Origin of the sequence: Elioraea tepidiphila DSM 17972 (assembly GCF_000378465.1) — a bacterium.
Lineage (GTDB): Bacteria > Pseudomonadota > Alphaproteobacteria > Acetobacterales > Acetobacteraceae > Elioraea > Elioraea tepidiphila.
The window spans coordinates 1-22,354 of the sequence record NZ_KB899929.1 but is presented as its reverse complement, the minus strand read 5'-3'; the positions used below and the strand labels follow the sequence as shown (position 1 = coordinate 22,354).

The following is a 22,354-nucleotide window of genomic DNA, read 5'->3' as shown; positions in this document are numbered from 1 at the left end:
CGAGGAGGCTCCGATGTCCGTACCCGCCAAGCCCGTGCTGCTCACCGGCGCGTCCGGCGCGCTCGGGCGGCAACTGACCCGCCATCTCGCGCAGGCCGGCTGGACGCTGCGCCTGACCGATATCGCGCCGTTCCCGGACCCGCTGCCGAAGGGCGCGCGCTTCGTCGCCGCCGACCTGAACGACGGGGTCGCCATCCTGCGCCTCGCCGAAGGCTGCGGGGCGATCCTCCATTTCGGCGGCGTCTCGGTCGAGCGCCCCTTCGAGGAGGTGCTGGGGCCGAACATTCGCGGCCTCTACCACATCTACGAGGCGGCACGACGCGAGGAGGCCCGCGTGGTGTTCGCCTCCTCCAACCACACGATCGGCTTCCACGAGCGCAGCGAGACGCTCGACCACGACTGCGACATGCGCCCCGACGGCTATTACGGCCTCGCCAAGGCGTATGGCGAACTGATGGGACGGCTCTACTGGGACAAGCACGGAGTCGAAAGCGTGTTCCTGCGCATCGGCTCGTGCCTTCCGGAGCCGGTGAACAACCGCATGCTCTCCACCTGGCTATCCTATCCCGATCTGTGTCGCCTTGTGGAGCGCTGCGTGCTCGCCGAGCGCGTCGGCTGCGCGGTGATCTGGGGGGCGTCCAACAACGCCCGGAGCTTCTGGCGCAAGGACGCGCGCGACCTGATCGGCTGGGCGCCGCAGGACAGCGCGGACACCTTCGCCGGGCAGCTCGCCGGCAAGGTCAGCGGCGATCCGGTGGAGGAGCGCTACCAGGGCGGACCGTTCTGCACCATGGAGTACAGCCGTAAGGGCGGGTTCAGCCCGAAACACCTGTTCGACCGGAAGTGATCGGATCGTGGCGACCCGATCGCCGCGCGCGCAGCCACAGGGACGTCGCACGCAAAGATTGACAGCCGATGATGCCCAGACGTACCGTTGCGCGAGTGGTGTCATGAGTGTTTCCCCCGCGTGACAGAGCGCCATTTCGGAGCACGGCGCGGACAACCCGGATATCGAGGTATTTCCCCGCGTGACAGAGCGCCATTACCTGATTGTGCCGACCAGCCCGACCGCGCAGAAGCGCGTGCGTGCCGCGGTGATGGAGGCCGGCGGTTTCGTGATCCTGACGGCATCGTCCGGGGCGCTGGTGGCGCGGATGGCCGACGCGGCCAAGGAGGCGATCACGGCACGACATGACGTGCGTCATTGCGGCGGCGTGGACATCGCCCCACGACCCATCCGCCGCATCAGGGTGAACGAGGCGGGCAACAGGATCGGCGGCTAGGCCGCGGACGAACGGAGGGTTCGGGTTATGACAAATCTCGCGCGTGGCGTCGGGCAGGCCCTGCTGGACGTTCCCTTCCCCGAGATGGTCGAGAAGATGGGCCTCGCGATCGCCGAGGCGCAGCTCGCCCTCGACCTGAACAGCATCCAGACCGCGCAGGCGCTCGCCAACACCATGCTGCCCGAAGGCACGGTGGTGGTCGCGATCAAGGAGACGGTGGACGCGGACGGCAACGTCACCAACACCGAGGTGCTCTACAACGACAGGGAGATGCCGCTGCTGGTCTACGGCATCAACCCGACCTTCTACGCCTTCAGCGAGACCATCATCGAAGTGAAGATGGCGATCACCATGTCGCTGGAGATCGCGCGCAGCGTCAGCTTCGGCACGACCACGAAGTTCGAGAACAAGACCAAGTTCCAGGCGAGCTACAAGACCGGCGGTCTGCTCGGGCTGCTCGCCGGCTCAGGCAAGGCGAGCGTGGAGAACACCACCACCGTCGCGCGGACCTCGACGATGAACGCGACCTACACCTCGAAGTTCAACTTCAAGGTGGAAGGGTCGAGCCTGCTGCGCACGACGCTGACGCCGGTGCCGCCGCCGAGCCGCGTGATCCCGAAGATCACGGTCCAGCAGCCGGCGGCGCCGCCCGGTCCGTGATCGCGGCCTGAGCGCGCGCGATGGCCGACGAGATCGAGGAGGTGCTGGTCCGCCCGCTCGGCGAGGTGCTCGCGCGGGTCGGCGAAGGGGTGGCGCAGGCGCAGCGGGCGATGGACCTGAACAGCATCGCCACCCAGACGCTGATCGACAACGATCCGGTGCTGAGCGAGTACGGCCTGCAGGCGACGTGGTATCACATGCCCGAGGTGACGCTCGAGCTGAAGATGTCGCTGGCGTTGAAGCGCGAGACCAGGACCGACACGTCGGGGCGGGTGCTGGTCAGCAGGCTCAGCCTGCTGGCCGCCCCGCACAACGCGAAGGTGCAGAACACGCTCGGCCTCGACGTCCAGGGCACCAGCGTGGTGAAGGCGCGGATCGTGTCGATCCCGCCGCCGCCGCGCGCCGGGGGCTGAGCGCCGGCCGAATGCGGTGGAGGGTCCCGGCGCATGCCGGAGAATGACGCGATCGCCGAGCGTCTGGCGCGGATCGAGAAGACGCTGGATGCGTTTCAGATGCGGCTCTCCGCGCTGGAGGAGGCCGTGCGCAGCGGCGTCACACCCCGCATGACCGCGGCGGAGCCGACGCGCGAGGAGACGCTGCTGAAAGCGCGCGTCGCCGAACTGGAGGCCGAGAAGGTCGCGCTCAGCGACCGGGTGAAGACACTCGCCGCAGGGCGTTTGCAGGCGAGCCCGGAGCAGGTCACGGTCGGGTTCCGCAAGGCGATCGAGGCGTTCCAGGGCGGGCTGGAGCCGCGGCCGGGCGACCGCACGGCCTACACCGTCAGCGAGATGCAGGTCGGGCTGAAGTCGCTGGTGGCCCTCGACGAGTCGGGTGGGCTGCGCTTCGTGCTGCCCGCGCCGGATGAGCGGTTCGACCCGGCGCAGCTGACGGAGGTGAAGTTCACGCTACGCGCGGCGAGCGAGGCGGCGGCCGCCGCGCCGGGACTCATCCCCGTGCCGAACCTGCTCGGCCTGCCGCGCGCGGCGGCCGAGACGGCGCTCGCGCGGGCCGGGCTCAAGCTCGGCAAGGTTGCGGAGCAGGAGAGCCGCTACGCGCCCGGCACGGTGATCGGCCAGACGCCCGATCCGGCCGACGAGATCGCGCCGGAGGTGCCCGTCGACATCGTGGTCGCGGTGGCGATCAAGCCGACCGTGCCCGATCTGCGCGGCCTGCCGCTCGAGGAGGCGACCGGGCGGATCGAGGCGCTCGGTCTCGTGCGCGGCAGGGTCGCGCAGCGCGAGTCCAAGGACGTCGCGGAAGGGACGGTGCTGGCGCAGGAGCCGCTCGCGGGCATGCGGGTCGAGCCCGGCTCGGCGGTGGCGCTGGTGGCCGCGGTCGCGCCGCCGCCTACCGTCGCCGTACCGGACCTTGCCGGACGGTCGCGCGCCGAGGCCGAGCGGCTGCTCAAGGCGGCCGGGCTCGCGCTCGGCGAGGTGGCCGAGAAGGAGGGCGGCAAGCCGGGGCTCGTGCTGGCGCAGGCGCCGAAAGCCGGCACCGAGGTGCCGCCCGGCGCGCCGGTGTCGCTGATCGTGGCCGCCGACATCGCCGTGGACATCCTGATCGACCGCGCGGTGAAGGCCGCGGCGGGCACACGGGCCGGCATCAGCGGCAAGCTGCTCGGCGACCGTCTGCGCGCCCTGGAGCTGAAGGATTACGCGGCCTTCGAGACGCTCGCCTCGGCCTCGCTGGAGGAACTGCAGAAGGCGATCGGCGCACCGACGCCGCGCGGCCTGCAGGACGCTCAGATGGCGCTGCGCAAGGCGCTCAAGGGCGAGGTCGGATAGCCCCGCTGCCGCGCCCGTCAGTAGCCGCGGGCGGGATCGACGCGGTTCGGCGCCGGCCGGCCATCCCGGATCGCCGCGAGATTCGCGAGCAGGATGTCGAGCGTGCGGTCGTTGTAGGTCGCGGGATCGTCCGACGACACGTGCGGCACCACGATCAGTCCGGGCGTGCGCCAGAGCCGATGCCCGGGCGGCAGGGGCTCGGGCACGGCGACATCGGTGACGCCGCCGGCGAGATGGCCGGCCTCCAGCGCGTCGCAGACGGCGTCCTGGTCCCACACCGCGCCGCGCGCCATGTTCACCACCTTCGCACCGCGGGGCAGCAGGCCGAGGCGGCGGCGGTCGATCAGGCCGCGCGTGGCCGGGGTGAGCGGGCAGGCGAGCAGCAGGAACTCGGCCCGCGGCAGCACCGCATCCAGCGACGCGGTCGCATGGACCTCGTCGCAGGCCGGGTGCGGCGCGGGGGTGGTGCGCACGCCGAGCACGCGCATCCCGAAGGCGCGCGCCTGCTCGGCCGCCGCGCCGCCCAGCGTGCCCAGCCCGACGATGCAGACCGTCCGGCCGGCGAGCACCGAGCCGAAACGCGGCTCCCACGTCTCCGCGCGCTGGGCAGTCGCGAAATGCGGGATGTGGCTCGCCAGCATCAGCAGCGCCATCAGCGCGAACTCGCCGGCCTTGCGCGCATGCGTGCCGCGGTTGTTCAGCAGCGTGACCTCCGGCGGCAGCCAGTCGAACGGAGCAAGCCGATCCAGCCCGGCCGAATTGCAGGCGATCACCTTGAGACGCGGCGCGCGTGCCGGCAGCGCCCCGACCGGGAAACGCTCCTTCACGATCCTGGTCCAGGTCAGCAGCACCTCCGCCTCGCGCATGGCGGCCGCGAAGCCGGCTTCGTCCGAGGCGAAGGAGACGTCGAGATGTCCCGGGTCCGCGGCGCGCGATACGGCCGCCGCCCATTGCACGGGCGTGAAGGCGAAGTCCGCGTCGTCGGCCGGGTTCTGGATGTGGATGCGCATGCGCGCGAGGCTCGCACAGGCGAGCGCGACGTCAAGGCAGCGGACGGCGTTGATGCGGAGCGGTTACGGAGCGCCGCGCACCGTCCTCGCTACGCATCCATCTTCAGCGCGGCGAGGAACGCGGTCTGCGGGATCTCCACCTTGCCGAACTGGCGCATGCGCTTCTTGCCTTCCTTCTGCTTCTCCAGAAGCTTGCGCTTGCGCGTGATGTCGCCGCCATAGCACTTCGCGGTGACGTCCTTCGAAAGGGCCGAGATGGTCTCGCGCGCGATCACGCGCCCGCCGATCGCCGCCTGGATCGCGATCTTGAACAGCTGCTTCGGAATCAGCTCCTTCAGCTTCTCGCAGATCGCGCGGCCGCGCTTCTCGGCCTGGCTGCGATGCGCGATGAACGACAGCGCATCCACCGGATCGCCGTTCACCAGGATCGAGATCTTCACGAGATCGGCCTCGGCATAGCCGTCCATCGCGTAGTCGAAGCTCGCATAGCCGCGGCTCACCGACTTCAGCCGATCGTAGAAGTCGAACACCACCTCGTTCAGCGGCAGGCGATAGACCGCCATCGCCCGGTTGCCGACATAGGTCAGATCGACCTGCTGGCCGCGGCGTTCGTTGCAGAGCGTGAGGATCGCGCCGAGATAGTCGTCGGGCACGAAGATGGTCGCCTTGATCCAGGGCTCCTCGATGTGGTCGATCACGCTGCCGTCCGGCATGTCGGCCGGGTTGTGCAGCTCCTGCATCGACCCGTCGGTGCGGTGCACGCGATAGACCACCGAGGGCGCGGTCGCGATCAGGTCGAGATCGAACTCGCGGATCAGCCGCTCCTGGATGATCTCCAGATGCAGCAGGCCGAGGAAGCCGCAGCGGAAGCCGAAGCCGAGCGCGGCGGAGGTCTCGGGCTCGTAGTGGAACGAAGCGTCGTTCAGGCGCAGCTTGGCGAGGCTCTCGCGCAGCTTCTCGAAATCGTCGGCATCGGTGGGATAGAGCCCGCACCACACCACCGGCACCGAGGGCTTGAAGCCCGGCAGCGGCTCGGCGGCGGGGGTACGGTCGTCGGTGATCGTGTCGCCGACATTGCAGTCCGCCACCGTCTTGATGCCGGCCGTGATGTAGCCCATTTCGCCCGGGCCGAGATCCTCCACCGGCACCATCTTCGGCGTGAAGATGCCGGTCGCTTCGACGGTGTGCACGGCGCCGGTGCTCATGAAGCGGATGCGCTGGCCCTTCTTCAGCCGCCCGTCCTTCACGCGCACCAGGATCACCACGCCGAGATAGGCGTCGTACCAGCTATCGACCAGCAGCGCCTTGGTCGGCGCGTTCGCCTCGCCCTTGGGCGGCGGCAGGCGCGCCACGATCGCCTCCAGCACGCCCTCGATGTTGAGGCCCGTCTTGGCGCTGATCATCACCGCGTCATCCGCCGGCAGGCCGATCACATCCTCGATCTGCTGCTTCACCCGATCAGGCTCGGCGGCCGGCAGGTCGATCTTGTTCAGCACCGGCACGATCTCGTGGCCCGCGTCGATCGCCTGATAGACGTTGGCGAGTGTCTGCGCCTCCACGCCCTGCGAGGCATCCACCACGAGCAGCGAGCCCTCGCAGGCGGCGAGGCTGCGCGACACCTCGTAGGCGAAATCCACATGCCCCGGCGTGTCCATCAGGTTCAGCTCGTAGGTGTTGCCGTCCTTCGCCGGGTAGATCAGCCGCACCGTCTGCGCCTTGATCGTGATGCCGCGCTCGCGCTCGATGTCCATCGAATCGAGCACCTGGTCCTTCATCTCGCGCTCGCTGAGCGCGCCGCAGGCCTGGATCAGCCGGTCCGCGAGCGTGGACTTGCCGTGATCGATATGCGCGATGATCGAGAAGTTGCGGATCAGGTGAAGCGGCGTGTCTGTCATGGGTCCGGGCGTCGCGCGCCAAAAACCCGGGCGGAATGGCGCCGGGCCGTCGAGGGGTCACTTAGGCCAAACGGGCCGGATTTCAAAGCGCGGAGGCGGCATTGACAGCCGCGTGAGCCGCCGCCGAGGCTTGCGCGACGGGCAGGAGGGAACGCGATGGCCAAGGGCAACGGGGCGGATGACGGCAAGAGGCGGCTGAGGAGCCGCGAGTGGTTCGACGATCCGCACGATCCGGGCATGACCGCGCTCTATCTCGAGCGCTACCTGAACTACGGCCTGACCCGCGAGGAGCTGCAGTCGGGCCGCCCGATCATCGGCATCGCCCAGACGGGCAGCGACCTCGCCCCCTGCAACCGCCACCACGTCCAGCTCGCGAGCCGGGTGAAGGACGGCATCCGCGACGCGGGCGGCGTGCCGATCGAGTTCCCGATCCACCCGATCCAGGAGACCGGCAAGCGCCCGACCGCGGCGCTGGACCGCAACCTCGCCTATCTGTCGCTGGTCGAGGTGCTGCACGGCTACCCGCTCGACGGGGTCGTGCTGACCACCGGCTGCGACAAGACCACGCCCGCCTGCCTGATGGGGGCCGCGACCGTGAACATCCCGGCGATCGTGCTCTCCGGCGGGCCGATGCTGGACGGGTGGTGGAACGGGCGGCTCGCGGGCTCGGGCACGGTGATCTGGGAGGCGCGCAAGCTGCTCGCCACCGGGCAGATCGACACCGAGCAGTTCATGCAGATCGCCGCCTCCTCGGCGCCCTCGGTCGGGCACTGCAACACCATGGGCACGGCGCTGTCGATGAACTCGCTTGCGGAGGCCCTGGGCATGAGCCTGCCGGGCTGCGCCGCGATCCCCGCACCCTATCGCGAGCGCGGCTGGATGGCCTACGAGACCGGACGGCGCATCGTCGCGATGGTGCGCGAGAACCTCCGCCCCTCCGACATCCTCACCCGCGCGGCGTTCGAGAACGCGATCGCAGTGGCCTCCGCCATCGGCGCGTCGTCGAACTGCCCGCCGCACATCATCGCGATCGCGCGCCACATCGGCGTCGAGCTCACGATCGAGGACTGGCAGACGATCGGCGCGGACATCCCGCTGCTGGTCGATTGCCAGCCCGCCGGCCGCTTCCTCGGCGAGCGGTTCCACCGCGCGGGCGGCATCCCCGCGGTGATGAAGGAGCTGCTGGATGCCGGGCGTCTCCAGGGCGAGGCGATGACCGTGACCGGGATGAGCGTCACCGCGAACCTCGCCGCGGTGCCGGAGCCGGACCGCGAGGTGATCCGCGCCTACGCAAGGCCGCTGAAGGAGAAGGCCGGGTTCGTCGTGCTGTCGGGCAACCTGTTCGACAACGCGGTGATGAAGGTGAGCGTGATCGATCCCGAGTTCCGCAAGCGCTTCCTCTCCGATCCGCCCGACGTGTTCGAGGGCAAGGCCATCGTGTTCGAGGGACCGGAGGACTACCACGCGCGCATCGAGGACCCGGCGCTCGGGGTGGACGAGCGGTCGATCCTGGTGATCCGCAACTGCGGCCCGGTCGGCTACCCGGGCTCGGCCGAGGTGGTGAACATGCAGCCGCCGAGCGCGCTGCTCGCCAAGGGGGTGGCCGCCCTGCCGACCATGGGCGACGGGCGGCAGTCCGGCACCTCGGGCAGCCCCTCGATCCTGAACGTCTCGCCCGAGGCGGCGGTGGGCGGGGGCTTGGCTCTGCTGCGCACCGGCGACAGGGTGCGGATCGACCTGAACACCCGCCGCGTCGATGTGCTGATCGACGAGACCGAGTTCGCCTCCCGCCGGGCCGCCTGGACGCCGCCCGCGCTCGATCACAAGACCCCGTGGGAGGAGATCTACCGTTCCCTGGTGGGCCAGCTCGGCACGGGCGCCTGCCTGGAGCCGGCGACCCTCTATCTCGACATCATCGCCACGCGCGGCGAGAGCCGGCACAGCCACTGACCCCGGGCGGCTGCGGCCTCCCTCTTGCGGCGGCTTGCCCCAGCCGGTCTAAAGAGGCGCCATGCCCGCCGATCTCGATCCGCGCCGCTGGATGCGCGCTGCTCAGCGCGTGCTCGGCCGCCTGCCGACGGTCTCGGCACCCTTCGCGCGGCCGCCCGAGTCGCCCGGCGTGCCGCTGCGCGACCCGTGGCCGGGGGACGCCGGACGCGGCACGCGGCTGCTCAAGGGCGAGCTGGTGGTCGAGGGCACGGCGCGGCCGCTCGACCCGGCCTCGGCCGGCGACGATCCCTGGAGCGAGGCGGCGCACGGCTTCGCCTGGCTGCGCGACCTGCGCGCGGTCGGCAGCGATGCGGCAAGGCTGCGCGCGCGCTCGCTGGTCGGCGGCTGGATCGAGGCCGCCCCCCGGATGCCCGCCGCGCGCGAGGCGGTGCTCGGCGCGCGCATCACCGCGCTGCTGTCGCACTGGGACTTCCTCGCCGCGAGCGCCGAGGCGACGTTCCGCGCCGGCGTGATGGGCCGCATCGTCGAGGACGCGCGCACGCTCTCGGGCCTGCTGCCGGCCGAGACCATGGACGCGCGCGCCTTCACCGCGCTCAAGGGCCTGGTCGCGGCGGGGGTCAGCCTGCCCGGCGGCGAGCCGCATCTCGCGCGCGCGCTCCGCTTCCTCGGCCAGGAGATCGACCGCCAGATGCTGGCCGATGGCGGCCATGTCGAGCGCAGCCCGGCCGCGCTGCTCGCGGTCGTGATGGACCTGATCGAGATCCGCGGCATGCTCGCGACCGCCCGCGTGGCCGTGCCCGACACGCTCACCGCGGCGATCGACCGCGCGATGCCGATGCTCGCCGCACTGCGCCACGGCGATGGCGGACTCGCGCTGTTCAACGGCACGCGCGAGGGCGACCCGACGCTGCTCTCCCTGGTGCAGGCGCAGAGCGCGCTGCGCGCCCGCCCGGCGACGCGCGCGCCCGAGATGCGCTTCGAGCGCCTCGCGGCCGGGCGCACGGTGCTGATCGTCGATGCCGGCCCGCCACCCGCGCGCGGCCAGGACCGGCTCGCGCATGCCGGCACGCTCGCCTTCGAGATGTCGGTGGGGCGCGACCGGCTGATCGTCAATTGCGGCGCCGCACCCGCCGCCGCGTCAGCCTGGCGCGACGCGCTGCGCGCCACCGCGGCGCACTCGACGCTGGTGATCGCGGACGTGAACTCCTCGGAGCTGAAGGAGCGCGGGCTCGGCCGCCGGCCGGAGCAGGTCGCGGTGCAGCGCCACGAGGCGAACGGCGCGCATTGGCTGGACGCCAGCCATGACGGCTGGAAGAAGCCGTTCAACGCGATCCATCGCCGCCGGCTCTATCTCGGCGATACCGGCGAGGATGTGCGCGGCGAGGACAGCGTCGAGGCGCCGCATCCGCAGCCCTTCGCGATCCGCTTCCACCTGCACCCCGCCATCAGCGCGAGCCTGCAACAGGACGGCGCGGGCGTGCTGCTGCGCACGCCGAGCTCGGGCGGCTGGGTGCTGCGGGCGGACGGGGCGAAGCTCGCGCTCGAGGAGAGCATCTATGCCGGCACCGACGACCGGCGGCGGACCCAGCAGGTGGTGCTGACCGGCGGCCCGGCCGACGGCGCCTCGGTGGTGAAGTGGGCGATCACGCGCATGGGCGGGGCCTGAGAGCCGCCGATGTGCGGCATCGCGGGGGTGTTCCTGCGCCGGCCCGAGGCCGAGGCGCCGCTGCGCGCGCGCGCGGCGGCGATGGGGCAAGCAGTTGCGCATCGCGGGCCGGATGGCGCGGGCGTCTGGGCCGATGCCGCGTGCGGTGTCGCGCTGGCGCACCGCCGGCTGGCGATCATCGATCTCTCGCCGGGCGGCGCCCAGCCGATGGCCTCGTCCTGCGGTCGTTACGTCGTCACGTATAACGGCGAGCTCTACAACTACCGTGCGCTGCGCGACGCGCTCGCCGCATGCGGTCGGCCCGTGCAGGGCGAGAGCGACACCGCAGTGCTGCTGGAGGCCTGCGCGCAGTGGGGTATCGCCGAGGCGCTGGCGCGGCTGGATGCCATGTTCGCCTTCGCGCTCTGGGACCGGGCCGAGCGCGTGCTCTGGCTCGCGCGCGACCATGCCGGCATCAAGCCGCTGGTCTGGACGATGCTGCCCGACGGTTCGGTGCTGTTCGGCAGCGAACTCCGCGCGCTGGAGGCGGCGGGCGGCTGGTCGCCCGAGATCGATCCCGAGAGTGTGGCCGCGTATCTGCGCCTCGGCTGCATCCCCGCGCCGCGCACGGTGTTCCGGGCCGTCCGCAAGCTGCCGCCCGGCGGCCTGGTGCGGATCGGCATGGACGGCACGCCCGAGGAGCGGCGCTGGTTCGACATCCTGGCACTCGCGCGCGAGGCCGCGCCGGCACGGTTGAGCAGAGCCGAGGCGGCGGAGGCCGTGGATGCGGCGCTGAGCAGGAGCGTGCGCGCGCAGCTCGTCGCCGACGTGCCCGTGGGCGCGTTCCTTTCGGGCGGGGTGGACTCCTCCTCCGTGGTCGCGGCGATGGCGCGTGCCGCACCCGGAGCCGCGCATGCCTTCACCATCGGCTTCGACGATCCGGCCTATGACGAGAGCGCCGACGCGGCACGCATCGCCAGCGCGCTCGGTGTGCGCCACACGGTGCTGCGCGCCACGGAGGCGGATGCGCTGGCGCTGGTGGACGAGCTGCCGCGCATCCACGACGAGCCCTTCGCGGACTCCTCGCAACTGCCGACGCTGCTCCTGTCCCGCCTGACGCGCGCGCATGTGACGGTCGCGCTGTCGGGGGATGGCGGCGACGAGTTGTTCGGCGGCTATCGCCGGCACGTGCTCGCCGCGCGTCTCTGGCCGCGTCTGGCGCGCGTGCCGTGGCCGCTGCGGCGCGCGCTCGCCGACGCGATCGGCGCCGTGCCGCCGGGCTGGTGGGACGCCGCGCTGGGCCCCCTGCCCCGCGCACCGCGACGCCCTGGCGAGACGCTGCACAAGCTCGCCGCCGTGCTGGCCGCGCGCGATCTCGATGCGGTGTACGCGCGGCTGACGACAACCGACGGCGAGCCGGTTGCGCATGACGGCGCGCCCGCGGAGCCGCTGGCGCGCTTCCGCGCCCTCGACGCCGCCGGCTACCTGCATGACGACGTGCTGACCAAGGTCGATCGCGCGTCCATGAGCGTCGCACTGGAGGTGCGCGTGCCGATGCTGTCGCCAGCGATGATGCGCCTCGCGTTCTCGCTGCCGCCCGACCTGCTGGTGCGCGCGGACGGCGGCAAGGCGGTGCTGCGCGATGCGCTGGCGCGCCACGCGCCGCGCGCCCTGTTCGAGCGCGAGAAGACGGGGTTCTCGTTCCCGGTCGGCGCCTGGCTGCGCGGACCGTTGCGCGGCTGGGCCGAGGATCGGCTCGCCTCGCACCGCTTGCGCGAATCGGGGCTGGTCGATCGCGAGCGGGTGTCGCGTCTCTGGGCCGAACACCGCGCCGGACGGCGCGACCACGCGTCCCCCCTCTGGGCCGTGCTGATGCTCGGCGGCTGGCTGGAGGCGCGGGCGTGAAGATCGCGCAGCTCACCAATGTCGACTTCTCGCTGACGCATTTCCTGCTGCCGCTGATGCGGACCTTACGCGACCGCGGCCACGAGGTGGTGGGGATCTGCGCCGACGGGCCGAAGCTCGCGCCCGCGCGCGCGGAAGGCTTCCGCATCGAGCCCGTGCCGTTCGCGCGCAGCCTGAACCCGATCTCGAACCTGCCCGCGTTCCTGGCGTTGCTGCGCCTGTTCCGGCGCGAGCGGTTCGATCTCCTGCACGTGCACACGCCGCTCGCCGGGCTGCTCGGGCGCGTCGCCGGGCGCATCTCCGGTGTGCCGCGCATCGTCTACACGGCGCACGGGTTCTACTTCCACGAGGCGATGGCGCCGGCGAAGCGGCGGCTGCATGTCGGGCTGGAGCGGTTCGGCCGCCGGTTCACGGACGTCCTGTTCACCCAGAGCGCCGAGGATGCCGAGACCGCGATCGTGGAGCGGATCGCGCCTGGCGGGCGGGTGCTGGCGATCGGCAACGGGGTCGATCCGGACGTGTTTCGTCCGGGCACCGCGGAGGAGCGCGCGGCCGCACGGGCCGCGCTGGGCGTCCCCGACGATGCGGCGGTCGCGCTGATAATCGGGCGGATGGTCGCCGAGAAGGGCTATCCCGAACTGTTCGAGGCGCTGGCGCGCGTGCCAGGACTGACGCTCGCCTGTGTCGGCACGCGGCTCGAGAGCGACCACGAGGGCGACGTCGCGGGGGCGCTCGCGCGGGCCGAGGGCGATCCGGCCGTGGCGGCGCGGCTCAGGCTGCTCGGCTATCGCACGGATGTCGCCGCGCTGCTGCGCGGGGCCGATCTGTTCGTGCTGCCGAGCCATCGCGAGGGCATGCCGCGCAGCATCATCGAGGCGATGATGACGGGGCTGCCGGTGGTGGCGACGCGGATTCGCGGGGCGCGCGAGCAGGTGGTGGACGGCGAGACCGGGTTCCTGGTGCCGGTGCGCGATCCGGAGGCCTTGGCTGAGGCGCTTGGGCAACTGGTAACGGATGAGCGCTTGCGGGCGCGGATGGGGGCGGCCGGGCGGGCGCGGGCGCTCGATCTCTATGACGAGGCGAAAGTGATCGCGCGCCAGATCGAGGCTTTGGAGTTATAGAGCCGGGGGACCACGCTGGTCCCCCGGACCCCCCGCACCTGGGGGCCGCTCCCGTTGGTCGCGGCCCGCGCCCCGACCAACGGGAGGGGCGCCCTCCAGGGGGGCGCGGGGGGCCTTGCGGCCCCCCGCCTCGTTTCTTCTCAGGACTCCTCCATGCCCGAAGGTCTTGTTCCCCTCCGCCGCGCTCTGTTGTCGGTCTCCGACAAGTCCGGCCTCGCCGACTTCGCCCGTCTGCTCGCTGCGCGCGGCGTAGCCCTGATCTCCACCGGCGGCACCGCGCGCGCGCTGCGCGAGGCCGGCCTGGACGTCACCGACGTCTCCGCCGTCTCCGGTTTCCCCGAGATTCTCGACGGCCGCGTGAAGACGCTGGTGCCGCAGATCCACGGCGGCATTCTCGGCCGGCACGACGACCCGCACCATCTCGCGCAGATGGCCGAGCACGGCATCGCGCCGATCGACCTGGTGATGGTGAACCTCTACCCGTTCGAGCAGACCGTCGCCGCGCATGCCGCGTTCGAGACCTGCGTCGAGAACATCGACATCGGCGGCCCGGCGCTGATCCGCGCGGCGGCGAAGAACCACGAGTGGGTGACGGTGATCACCGACCCGTCGCAGCTCACTGCCGTCATCGAGGAGATCACGGCGCATGGCGGCACCACGCTGACCACACGCCGCCGCCTCGCGGCCGAGGCCTATGCCCGCACGGCGGCCTACGACGCGGCGATCAGCAGCTGGTTCTCGGGCCAGAACGGTGTCGCGTTCCCGCCGCGTCTCGCGGTGTCGGGCGCGCTCGCCCAGACGCTGCGCTACGGCGAGAACCCGCACCAGCAGGCGGCGTTCTACGTCACCGACCGGCGCCCGGGTGTCGCAACCGCGACGCAGGCGCAGGGCAAGGAGCTCTCCTACAACAACATCAACGACACCGACGCCGCTTATGAGTGCGTCGCCGAGTTCGAGGACCCGGCGATCGTGATCGTCAAGCATGCGAACCCGTGCGGCGTCGCGACGGCCGATTCGCTCGCCGCGGCGTGGGACCTCGCGCTGCGCTGCGATCCCGTCTCGGCCTTCGGTGGCATCGTCGCGGCGAACCGTCCGCTCGACGAGGCGACCGCCGAGAAGATCGCCGCGATCTTCACCGAGGTGGTGATCGCGCCCGATGCGTCGGAGGCGGCGAAGGCGGTGTTCGCGCGCAAGAAGAACCTGCGCCTGCTGCTCGCGCACGGCCTGCCCGACCCGTCCGCGCCGGGCACGACGGTGCGCAGCGTCGGCGGCGGGTTCCTCGCGCAGACGCGCGACGCCGGCCGGGTGACGCGCGAGACGCTGAAGGTGGTGACGCAGCGCGCGCCGACCGAGGCGGAGCTCGCCGATCTGGTCTTCGCCTTCCGTGTCGCCAAGCACGTGAAGTCGAACGCGATCGTCTACGCGAAGGATGGCGCGACGGTCGGCATCGGCGCGGGGCAGATGAGCCGCGTCGACTCGTCGCGCATCGCCGCGTGGAAGGCGGCCGAGGCGGCGAAGGCGGCCGGTCTGCCGGAAACACTGGCGAAGGGATCGGTGGTCGCCTCCGACGCGTTCTTCCCGTTCGCCGACGGGCTGATCGCCGCCGCCGAGGCGGGCGCGACCGCGGTGATCCAGCCGGGCGGCTCGATGCGCGACGCCGAGGTGATCGCCGCCGCTGACGCGCGCGGTCTGGCGATGGTGTTCACCGGCATCCGGCATTTCCGCCATTGACCCTCGACCGCCTCGCCGCCGAACCGCTCGCCTGGATCGCACTTGGGCTCGCGCTGCTGGTCGTCGTCTTGCTGATGCGCCGGCCCGCGGCACCGCCCGAGCTGGTCGCGGGGCTCGCGGAGCTGTCCGGACGGCTCGATCAGCTCACGCGCACGGCGCAGGCCCAGGGCATGGCGCTGGCCTCCCAGGAAACCGCGCTCGCGGATCGGCTCGCGGCGCAGCAGCTCGCGATCGCCGAGGGGCTCGCGCGCATGGGCGAGCGGCTGTCGGTGCTGGACGCGGCGCAGGCGAACCTGTCGGCGCTGACGACGCAGGTGACCGATCTCTCCGCCGTGCTGTCGAACCGCCAGGCGCGCGGCGCGCTGGGCGAGGCGCAGATGGAGGCGCTGCTGCGCGACGCCCTGCCGGCCGCGGCGCTGTCGTTCCAGCACACGCTCTCGACCGGCGCGCGCGCCGATGCGCTGATCCGCCTTCCCACGCCGCCCGGCCCGATCGCGGTGGACAGCAAGTTCCCGCTCGAGGCGTTCCGCCGCTTGCGCAACGCGTCCGATGACGCCGCGCGCAACGCCGCCGGCCGCGACGTCGCGGCCGACGTGCTGGCGCACGTGAAGGCCGTGGCGTCGAAATACGTCGTGCCGGGCGAGACCGCGGACGGCGCCATCCTGTTCGTGCCCAGCGAGGCGGTGTACGCGGCCCTGCACGCCGACTTCCCGCAGATCGTCGAGGAGGCGATCCGCCGGCGCGTCTGGATCACCTCGCCGACCACGCTGATGGCGGTGCTGACGACCCTCGCCGCGGTGCTGCGCGATGCGCGGCTGCGCGACGAGGCGCGCGCGATCCAGGCCGAGGTCGCTCGGCTCGCCGAGGACACCGGGCGGCTCGCGGAGCGTGTGGCCGCGCTGCGCCGGCATCTCGACCAGGCGCGCGGCGACATCCAGGGCATCGAGGTCTCGGCCGAGGCGATCCGCCGGCGCGCCCTCCGCGTCGCCGCGATCGAGACGGAGAAGGAATGAGCGCGCAGCTCGTCTCGGCGCTGGGCCTGGTCGGCTTCGCCGCCCTCGCCTGGGGCTGGGGCGCGCTGGCGACGCGGCGCGCCGACGTGCCGTGGCGCATGATCGCGATCGGGCTCGCGTTGCAGATCGCGGTGGCCGCGGCGCTGCTCGCGATCCCGCCGCTGCGCAGCGCCATCGGCGCGATCGGCCGCGCGGTCGATGCGCTGCAACGCGCGACCGAGGCCGGAACCAGCCTGGTGTTCGGCTATCTCGGCGGCGGTGCCCTGCCCTTCGCCGAGACTGCGCCCGGCGCCTCGTTCATCCTCGCCTTCCGCGTGCTGCCGCTGATCCTGGTGGTCGGTGCGCTCTCGGCCGTGCTCTATCACTGGCGCGTGCTGCCTGCCGTGGTCGGCGCGCTCGCGCGGGTGCTGCGGCGAGGCTTCGCGCTCTCGGGCGCCGCCGGTTTCGCGACCGCCGCCAACATCTTCGTCGGCATGGTCGAGGCACCGCTGCTGGTGCGCCCGTATCTCGCCGCGCTCAGCCGCGCCGAGCTGTTCGTGGTGATGACCGCGGGCATGGCGACCATCAGCGGCAACACGCTCGCGATCTACGCGATCTTCCTGCGCGATGCCCTGCCCGATGCCGCCGGCCATCTGCTCACCGCGAGCGTGATCAGCGCGCCGGCTTCGGTGCTGGTCGCGCGACTGATGCGCCCGGAGACCGAGGCGCCGGGCACCCCGCCGGAGGAGGCCGCCGCGCCGCGGCTCTACGCCACCTCGATGGAGGCGATCGCGCGCGGCACCGCGGAAGGGCTCGCCATCATGCTCGGCGTGATCGCCTCCCTGATCGTGTTCATCGCGCTGGTCGCGCTGCTGAACGAGGCGATCGTTCCGATCACCGGTGCACCGCTGCAGCACTGGGCCGGCATCGCCATGCGCCCCTTCGCCCTCGCCATGGGGATCGCGCCTGCGGACGTGGCGGAGGCGGGACGCCTGCTCGGCCTCAAGGCCATCATCAACGAGTTCGTCGCCTATCTCGATCTCGCACGCGGCGGCGCAGGGCTGGACGAGCGCAGCCGCATCATCCTCGCCTACGCGCTGTGCGGCTTCGCCAATCCCGGCAGCCTCGGCATTATGGTCGGCGGCCTCATCGCGCTGGTGCCGGAACGACGCGAGGACATCGCCCGCCTCGGCATTCCCGCCGTGATCGGCGGCACGCTCGCCTGCCTGATGACGGGCGCGGTCGTCGGCATCCTCACGCCGGCCGGCGCGCCTTGAGGGCGGCGGCAAGCGTTCCGTCATCGAGATAGCCGAGCTCGCCGCCCACCGGCACACCATGGGCGAGCCGCGTCACCGCCACGCCCAACGGCCGCAACCGATCCGCCACCAGATGCGCCGTCGCCTGGCCGTCCACCGTCGCGCCCAGGGCGAGGATCACCTCCGACACACCGCCACCCGCGACACGGCGCAGCAACTGCTGGATCGTCAGATCCTCCGGCCCGCGCCCACCGATCGCCGACAGCGTGCCGCCGAGCACGTGGTAGAGCCCGCGATGCGCCCCCGCACGCTCCAACGCCCAGAGATCGCCGACCGACTCCACCACGCAGATCACCGAACGGTCGCGACGGTCGTCCGCGCAGGTCCCGCACGGATCGGTGCTGTCGAGATTGCCGCAGACGGAGCATGGGCGGATCGCGGCCGCGGCCGCTTCGAGCGCCGCCGCCAAGGGCTGCAACAGCGCCTCGCGCTTCTGGATCAACGCCAGCGCCGCACGCCGCGCGCTGCGCGGGCCGAGGCCGGGCAGCTTCGCGAGCAAGGCGATCAGCCGGTCGAGCTCTGGACCCACGAACAATCCGCGGGGGAAAGGGCCGGGCGTAGCTGGCCCTCGGGCCAGCGAAGCATCAGAGGCCGCCCCTTTCCCCCACACCCCCTATCCCAGGAACCTACGCACAGGCGATCGCTTCGATCTCGACCTTGTAGATCGGCGCCGCGAGACCCGCGACGATCAGCAGCGTCGAGGCCGGCGGCGTGATCGCGCCCAGCGCCTTCATGCGCGCCTCGCGCGCCGCCGGGATGTACGACGCATCCGTCAGGAACACCGTCATCTTGGCGATCGACTCCGGCCCCAGCCCCTGCGAACGCAACAGCGTCAGCAGATTCGCCATCGCCTGCTCGCACTGCGCGCCGATCTCCTCGGGCACCGTTCCGTCCGGCCGCGTGCCGACCTGGCCGGCCAGCAACACCCAGCGCGTCGCGCCGGTCGCCACCGCGACATGGCTGTAGCGCCCCGCCGGATCATGCACCCCCGGCGGATTGACGAACTGCAGGACCGCCATTTTCTCCTCCCCGCTCAGGTCGCCGGCCGCGCCGCAGGCGACGGCAGCTCCTCGGTCTCGATCCCGCCACCGGGCGGCGGACGCGGCGCGCCCTCCGGCACGATGAACCCGCGCAGCGCGCGCCGCACCTGGAACTCGAACTCCACGTTCATGCCCTGCGGGTCATCCATCGCCGAGCGCAGCATCTCGTACCAGACGGCCTCGCGCGCGGCGAGGGAGGTGCCTTCCAGCACCGTGCGCGTGCGCGTCACCGTCGCCTGCGCCGAGCCGCGCCGCCCGTCGCCCCCCTCGACCTCCAGCCGCACGCTGAGCGTCAGCACGTAGCGCTCGGAGGGCTGGGTCGAGAACAGCGCGCCGATCCCCGTCTGCCGTGGCAGGCGCTCCTCGATCAGGCTCGCCTCCTCGATGATCGCGCGTGCGCGGCCCTGCCGGCCCCAGGCCTGCACCCTGTCCGTCAGCATGCGCCGCAGCGCCTCGCGCGGCTCGACCGACATGCGGTGATCGACATTGGGCGGCGCGCGCGGCGGCACCCACCGGTCCACCACCTCGACCTGTGCGACGTCGAGCTGGATCACCGTCAGATGGGAGTAGTCGAACGGCCGCATCACCGGGCGCGGCTGTTCGGCCGGGCCTGCGCAGCCCGCCACCACCGCGCCGAGCGCGATCAGCCCCCGCCTGCCAATCATGCCGCCTCCTGCACCAAGTCAGGCCGCGCCGCCCGCCGGCGACGCGGCCCCCACATCGCCACGGTCGAAGCGGAAGTCAACGTTGCAGAACTCGCAGGTGACCGTGATGGTGCCGTCCTCGGCCATGTGGTCGAGGTCGTCGGCGCCGAACCCGGCGAGCACACGCTCGATCCGCTCGCGCGAGCAGCGGCACCCGAACGACACCGGCTTGGCGGACTGCACGCGCGGGTCGAGCTCGTGGAACAGCCGCCACAGCAGCCGCTCGGCCGAGAGCGCCTCGTCGAGCAGTTCGGGCCCCGTCGCGCTGCCCGCCAGCATCACCGCGGTGCGCCAGGCCTCGTCGTCGTCCTCGGGCGAACGGCGCCGCTCGCCGCCCGCGAAGGCGATGCGTTCCAGCAGCAGCGCACTCGCGCGCCATCCCTGCGGCGTGCGCGCGGCGATGAGCTTCACCGCCGCCTCCACCTGCTGGCTGGTGCGGAACCAGGTATGCGCGAGATCGGACAGGCTCGATCCCTCCAGCGGCACGATGCCCTGGTAGCGGTCCATCTCCGGCCCCTGATCGACCGTGAAGGCGAGATGCCCCGCGCCCAGCAGCCGCGCGGCCGAGGGCGCGCCGTCGAGCCGTGCCAACGCCTCCGCGTCGATGCGCGCGTAGCCGCGCAAGGCCCCCTGGCCGGTGCAGTCGGCGAGCAGCATGCCCACCGGCCCGTCGCCGCGCGCCTGCAACGAGAACGAGCCCTCGAACTTCAGCGCGGCCGCGAGCCCCGCGGTCAGCGCCAGCGCCTCGCCGAGCAGTTGCGCCACCGCATCGGGCAGCGCGTGGCGCGTCAGCAGCGCATCCGCGAGCGAGCCGAGCCGCACGAGCTGGCCGCGCGCGGGGGCCGCCTCCAGGTAGAACGGCCGGACCGCTGACGGAACGGTCAGGATCGGCACGGGGGCGCGGCCCGGCTCTGCCTCGCCCCCGGGGATCATCGTCTCGCCACCGCGGGCTCGAGGCACCAGGCGAGCACGCCGGCCTGGGCGTGCAGGCGGTTCTCGGCCTCGTCGAACACGACGGATTGCGGCCCGTCCATCACCGCGTCGGTGACCTCCTCGCCGCGATGCGCCGGCAGGCAGTGCATGAAGATCGCCTCCGGCGCATGCGCCATCAGCGCCTCGTTCACCTGATAGGGCTTGAGCAGGTTGTGGCGGTTCGTGCCCGGCGCGTCGTTCATGCTGACCCAGGTGTCCGTCACCACCGCATCCGCGCCGCGCACGGCCGCGACCGGGTCCTCGGTGAGCTCGATCACCGCGCCCTGCTCGCGCGCCCAGGCGAGGATCTCGGCCGGCGGGCGCAGCGCCTCGGGGGTGGCCAGCCGCAGCGTGAAGCCGAAGCGGGCGGCCGCGTGGATCCAGCTCCGCGCGACGTTGTTGCCGTCGCCGCACCACGCGACCACGCGGCCGGCGATCGGGCCGCGATGCTCCTCGAAGGTCATCACGTCGGCCATGATCTGGCACGGGTGCGACTGGTCGGTCAGCCCGTTGATCACCGGCACGGTCGCGGCCTCGGCGAGCTCGTTCAGCTTCGAGGCGCTGTCGGTGCGCAGCATGATCGCGTCCACGTAGCGCGACAGCACGCGGGCCGTGTCCGCCACCGTCTCGCCGCGGCCGAGCTGCATCTCCTTGGCGCTCAGCACGACGACATCGCCGCCGAGCCGCTTCATCGCCACCTCGAAGCTGACGCGCGTGCGCGTGGAGGGCTTCTCGAAGATCAGCGCGAGCGTGCGCCCGACCAGCGGCCGCGCGGAGAGCGGTCCGGCGCCGGATTTGAACCCGGCGCCGAACTCCAGGATCCGTCGCAGCGTGGCATGGTCCAGCGCCGAGACGTCGAGGAAGTGGCGTGGCTCCGCAGGCGGCGGGGTGGCCTTGCCGCGGCGCGGGGTCAGCCTCACCGCCGCCTGCGCGCTCATTCGGCCGCCTTGGCCGGGGCCAGCGCGGCCTTGGCGCGCCGGAGCGCCCGGTCGAGCAGGTCGACCGCCTCGTCCGCCTCGGCCTCGGTGATGATCAGCGGCGGGGCGAGCCGCAGCACGTTCATCCCGGCCGCGACCGTCAGCAGCCCCTCGGCCACCGCGGCCGCCTGGGCGTCGGTGTTGACGAGCGGCTCGCGCAGCTTGATGCCGAGCAGCAGGCCCGCGCCGCGCACGTCCTCGATCAGCTCGGGGTGGCGGTCCTTCAGCGCGACGAGCGCGCGCCACAGATGGCGCGCGACGCGATCGACGCCGTCGAGGAAGCCGGGGGCGAGGATCACGTCCAGCACCGCGTTGCCGGCCGCACAGGCGAGCGGGTTGCCGCCATAGGTGGTGCCGTGCGTGCCGGGCTTGAGGTGCTTCGCCACATGCTCCTTGGCCAGGATCGCGCCGAGCGGGAAGCCGCCGCCGATGCCCTTGGCCGAGGACATCACGTCGGGCTCGATCCCGGCCCACTGGTGCGCCCAGAGCTTGCCGGAGCGGCCCATGCCGATCTGCACCTCGTCGAGGCCGAGCAGCAGGCCGAACTCGTCGCAGGTGGCACGCAGCTCGCGCAGGAAGCGGAGCTCGGCCGGGCGCACGCCGCCCTCGCCCTGCACCGGCTCGATCAGGATGCCGGCGGTGGCGGGGCCGATCGCGTCGCGCACCGCGTTCATGTTGCCGAACGGCACCTGGTCGAACCCGTCCACCCTGGGGCCGAAGCCTTCCAGGTATTTCGGGTTGCCGGTGGCGGCGAGCATGGCGAGGGTGCGGCCGTGGAAGGCGCCCTCGAAGGTGATGATGCGGAAGCGCTCGGGCCGGCCCGTCTCGGCCATCGCCTTGCGCATGGCCTTGATCATGCCCTCGTTCGCCTCGGCGCCCGAGTTGCAGAAGAACACGCTGTCGGCGAAGGAGGCGGCGACGTGGCGCGCGGCCAGCCGCTCGGCCTCGGGCACGCGGTAGAGGTTGGAGACGTGCATCACCTTGGCGGCCTGGTCGCAGATGGCGCGCACGAGGTGGGGGTGGTTGTGGCCGAGCGAGGAGGTGGCGATGCCGGAGCCGAAGTCGAGGAAACGTCGCCCGTCGGCCGTCCACAGACGCGCGCCCTCGCCCCGCTCGAAGGCGAGGTCGGCGCGGTTGTAGGTCGGCATCAGGGGCGTGATCACGGGGTCTCTACGATCCTCTCCGGGTGGTGGGTTCCCGGGCGGTGTGCCGCGGGAAAGGCCGAGTCTGGGGAGGCGGGGGCGGGAAGTCAAATGGACACCTCGAATGACGGGCCGGCTGGATGCTGCTGAGGGTCGTTGGGGGCGGCCGCGCTTGCGAGTGTGCCGGTTTCGAGCCTCTGCGGGGCTCTGCGGCGCAGGCTACGGGG

General features: G+C 72.1%; 20 protein-coding genes. 12 read left to right on the top strand and 8 right to left on the bottom strand.

The window, feature by feature from the left end:
* The first annotated feature begins 13 nt into the window (after positions 1-13).
* The 5 genes from F563_RS0115085 (at position 14) to F563_RS24050 (ending at position 3,727) form a co-directional block, all read left to right on the top strand.
* On the top strand, positions 14-847 hold the full coding sequence (locus F563_RS0115085) for an NAD-dependent epimerase/dehydratase family protein (RefSeq protein ID WP_019015518.1): 834 nt from the start codon (positions 14-16) through the stop codon (positions 845-847).
* A gap of 181 nt (positions 848-1,028) precedes the next feature.
* The gene (locus tag F563_RS0115080) at positions 1,029-1,283 is read left to right on the top strand and encodes a hypothetical protein (RefSeq protein WP_019015517.1); all 255 of its coding nucleotides are present in this window, start codon (positions 1,029-1,031) and stop codon (positions 1,281-1,283) included.
* A 27-nt stretch (positions 1,284-1,310) separates the two neighbouring features.
* On the top strand, positions 1,311-1,943 hold the full coding sequence (locus F563_RS0115075; protein WP_019015516.1) for a hypothetical protein: 633 nt from the start codon (positions 1,311-1,313) through the stop codon (positions 1,941-1,943).
* 20 nt (positions 1,944-1,963) lie between these two features.
* Complete coding sequence (locus F563_RS0115070) at positions 1,964-2,356, top strand: hypothetical protein (RefSeq protein ID WP_019015515.1); 393 nt, start codon at positions 1,964-1,966, stop codon at positions 2,354-2,356.
* Between the two features lie 33 nt (positions 2,357-2,389).
* A complete protein-coding gene (locus tag F563_RS24050) occupies positions 2,390-3,727 on the top strand; it encodes a PASTA domain-containing protein (protein ID WP_019015514.1) in 1,338 nt (445 codons plus the stop codon).
* Between the two features lie 17 nt (positions 3,728-3,744).
* Here F563_RS24050 and F563_RS0115060 read toward each other — a convergent pair whose 3' ends face one another.
* Positions 3,745-4,737, bottom strand: a complete 993-nt coding sequence (locus F563_RS0115060; protein WP_019015513.1) for a D-2-hydroxyacid dehydrogenase — start codon at positions 4,735-4,737, stop codon at positions 3,745-3,747.
* A gap of 89 nt (positions 4,738-4,826) precedes the next feature.
* A complete protein-coding gene (lepA, locus tag F563_RS0115055; RefSeq protein ID WP_019015512.1) occupies positions 4,827-6,632 on the bottom strand; it encodes a translation elongation factor 4 in 1,806 nt (601 codons plus the stop codon).
* 156 nt (positions 6,633-6,788) lie between these two features.
* Between lepA and F563_RS0115050 the strand changes: the two genes are divergently transcribed.
* The 7 genes from F563_RS0115050 (at position 6,789) to F563_RS0115020 (ending at position 17,253) form a co-directional block, all read left to right on the top strand.
* On the top strand, positions 6,789-8,582 hold the full coding sequence (locus F563_RS0115050) for an IlvD/Edd family dehydratase (RefSeq protein WP_019015511.1): 1,794 nt from the start codon (positions 6,789-6,791) through the stop codon (positions 8,580-8,582).
* Positions 8,583-8,643: 61 nt separating this feature from the next.
* Positions 8,644-10,248: a heparinase II/III family protein gene (locus F563_RS0115045; RefSeq protein ID WP_019015510.1), complete on the top strand. Its 1,605-nt coding sequence runs from the start codon at positions 8,644-8,646 to the stop codon at positions 10,246-10,248.
* A gap of 9 nt (positions 10,249-10,257) precedes the next feature.
* Complete coding sequence (gene asnB, locus F563_RS0115040; protein WP_019015509.1) at positions 10,258-12,132, top strand: asparagine synthase (glutamine-hydrolyzing); 1,875 nt, start codon at positions 10,258-10,260, stop codon at positions 12,130-12,132.
* Positions 12,129-13,253 (top strand): glycosyltransferase family 4 protein, encoded by a 1,125-nt coding sequence (locus F563_RS0115035; RefSeq protein ID WP_019015508.1) that lies wholly within the window; start codon positions 12,129-12,131, stop codon positions 13,251-13,253. Before asnB ends, F563_RS0115035 begins: the two co-directional genes overlap by 4 nt.
* 153 nt (positions 13,254-13,406) lie before the next feature.
* Positions 13,407-14,984, top strand: coding sequence for a bifunctional phosphoribosylaminoimidazolecarboxamide formyltransferase/IMP cyclohydrolase (purH, locus tag F563_RS0115030; RefSeq protein ID WP_019015507.1), 1,578 nt, complete (start codon positions 13,407-13,409; stop codon positions 14,982-14,984).
* Positions 14,981-15,997, top strand: coding sequence for a DNA recombination protein RmuC (locus tag F563_RS0115025; protein WP_019015506.1), 1,017 nt, complete (start codon positions 14,981-14,983; stop codon positions 15,995-15,997). The genes purH and F563_RS0115025 overlap by 4 nt, the downstream gene beginning before the upstream one ends.
* Positions 15,994-17,253 (top strand): NupC/NupG family nucleoside CNT transporter, encoded by a 1,260-nt coding sequence (locus F563_RS0115020; RefSeq protein WP_019015505.1) that lies wholly within the window; start codon positions 15,994-15,996, stop codon positions 17,251-17,253. The genes F563_RS0115025 and F563_RS0115020 overlap by 4 nt, the downstream gene beginning before the upstream one ends.
* Here F563_RS0115020 and recR read toward each other — a convergent pair.
* The 6 genes from recR to F563_RS0114990 all read right to left on the bottom strand — a co-directional run bounded on the left by recR (position 17,231) and on the right by F563_RS0114990 (position 22,148).
* Positions 17,231-17,827 (bottom strand): recombination mediator RecR, encoded by a 597-nt coding sequence (gene recR, locus F563_RS0115015; RefSeq protein WP_019015504.1) that lies wholly within the window; start codon positions 17,825-17,827, stop codon positions 17,231-17,233. The genes F563_RS0115020 and recR overlap by 23 nt on opposite strands.
* A gap of 91 nt (positions 17,828-17,918) precedes the next feature.
* Positions 17,919-18,311, bottom strand: coding sequence for a RidA family protein (locus F563_RS0115010; protein ID WP_019015503.1), 393 nt, complete (start codon positions 18,309-18,311; stop codon positions 17,919-17,921).
* Between the two features lie 14 nt (positions 18,312-18,325).
* A complete protein-coding gene (locus tag F563_RS0115005; protein ID WP_019015502.1) occupies positions 18,326-18,997 on the bottom strand; it encodes a hypothetical protein in 672 nt (223 codons plus the stop codon).
* Between the two features lie 18 nt (positions 18,998-19,015).
* Positions 19,016-19,969, bottom strand: coding sequence for an Hsp33 family molecular chaperone HslO (gene hslO / locus F563_RS0115000; protein WP_019015501.1), 954 nt, complete (start codon positions 19,967-19,969; stop codon positions 19,016-19,018).
* Positions 19,966-20,946, bottom strand: a complete 981-nt coding sequence (argF, locus tag F563_RS0114995; protein ID WP_019015500.1) for an ornithine carbamoyltransferase — start codon at positions 20,944-20,946, stop codon at positions 19,966-19,968. Before argF ends, hslO begins: the two co-directional genes overlap by 4 nt.
* Positions 20,943-22,148 carry an aspartate aminotransferase family protein gene (locus F563_RS0114990; protein ID WP_019015499.1) on the bottom strand — a complete coding sequence of 402 codons (1,206 nt, stop codon included), beginning with the start codon at positions 22,146-22,148 and terminating at the stop codon, positions 20,943-20,945. The genes argF and F563_RS0114990 overlap by 4 nt, the downstream gene beginning before the upstream one ends.
* Between the last annotated feature and the right edge of the window lie 206 nt (positions 22,149-22,354).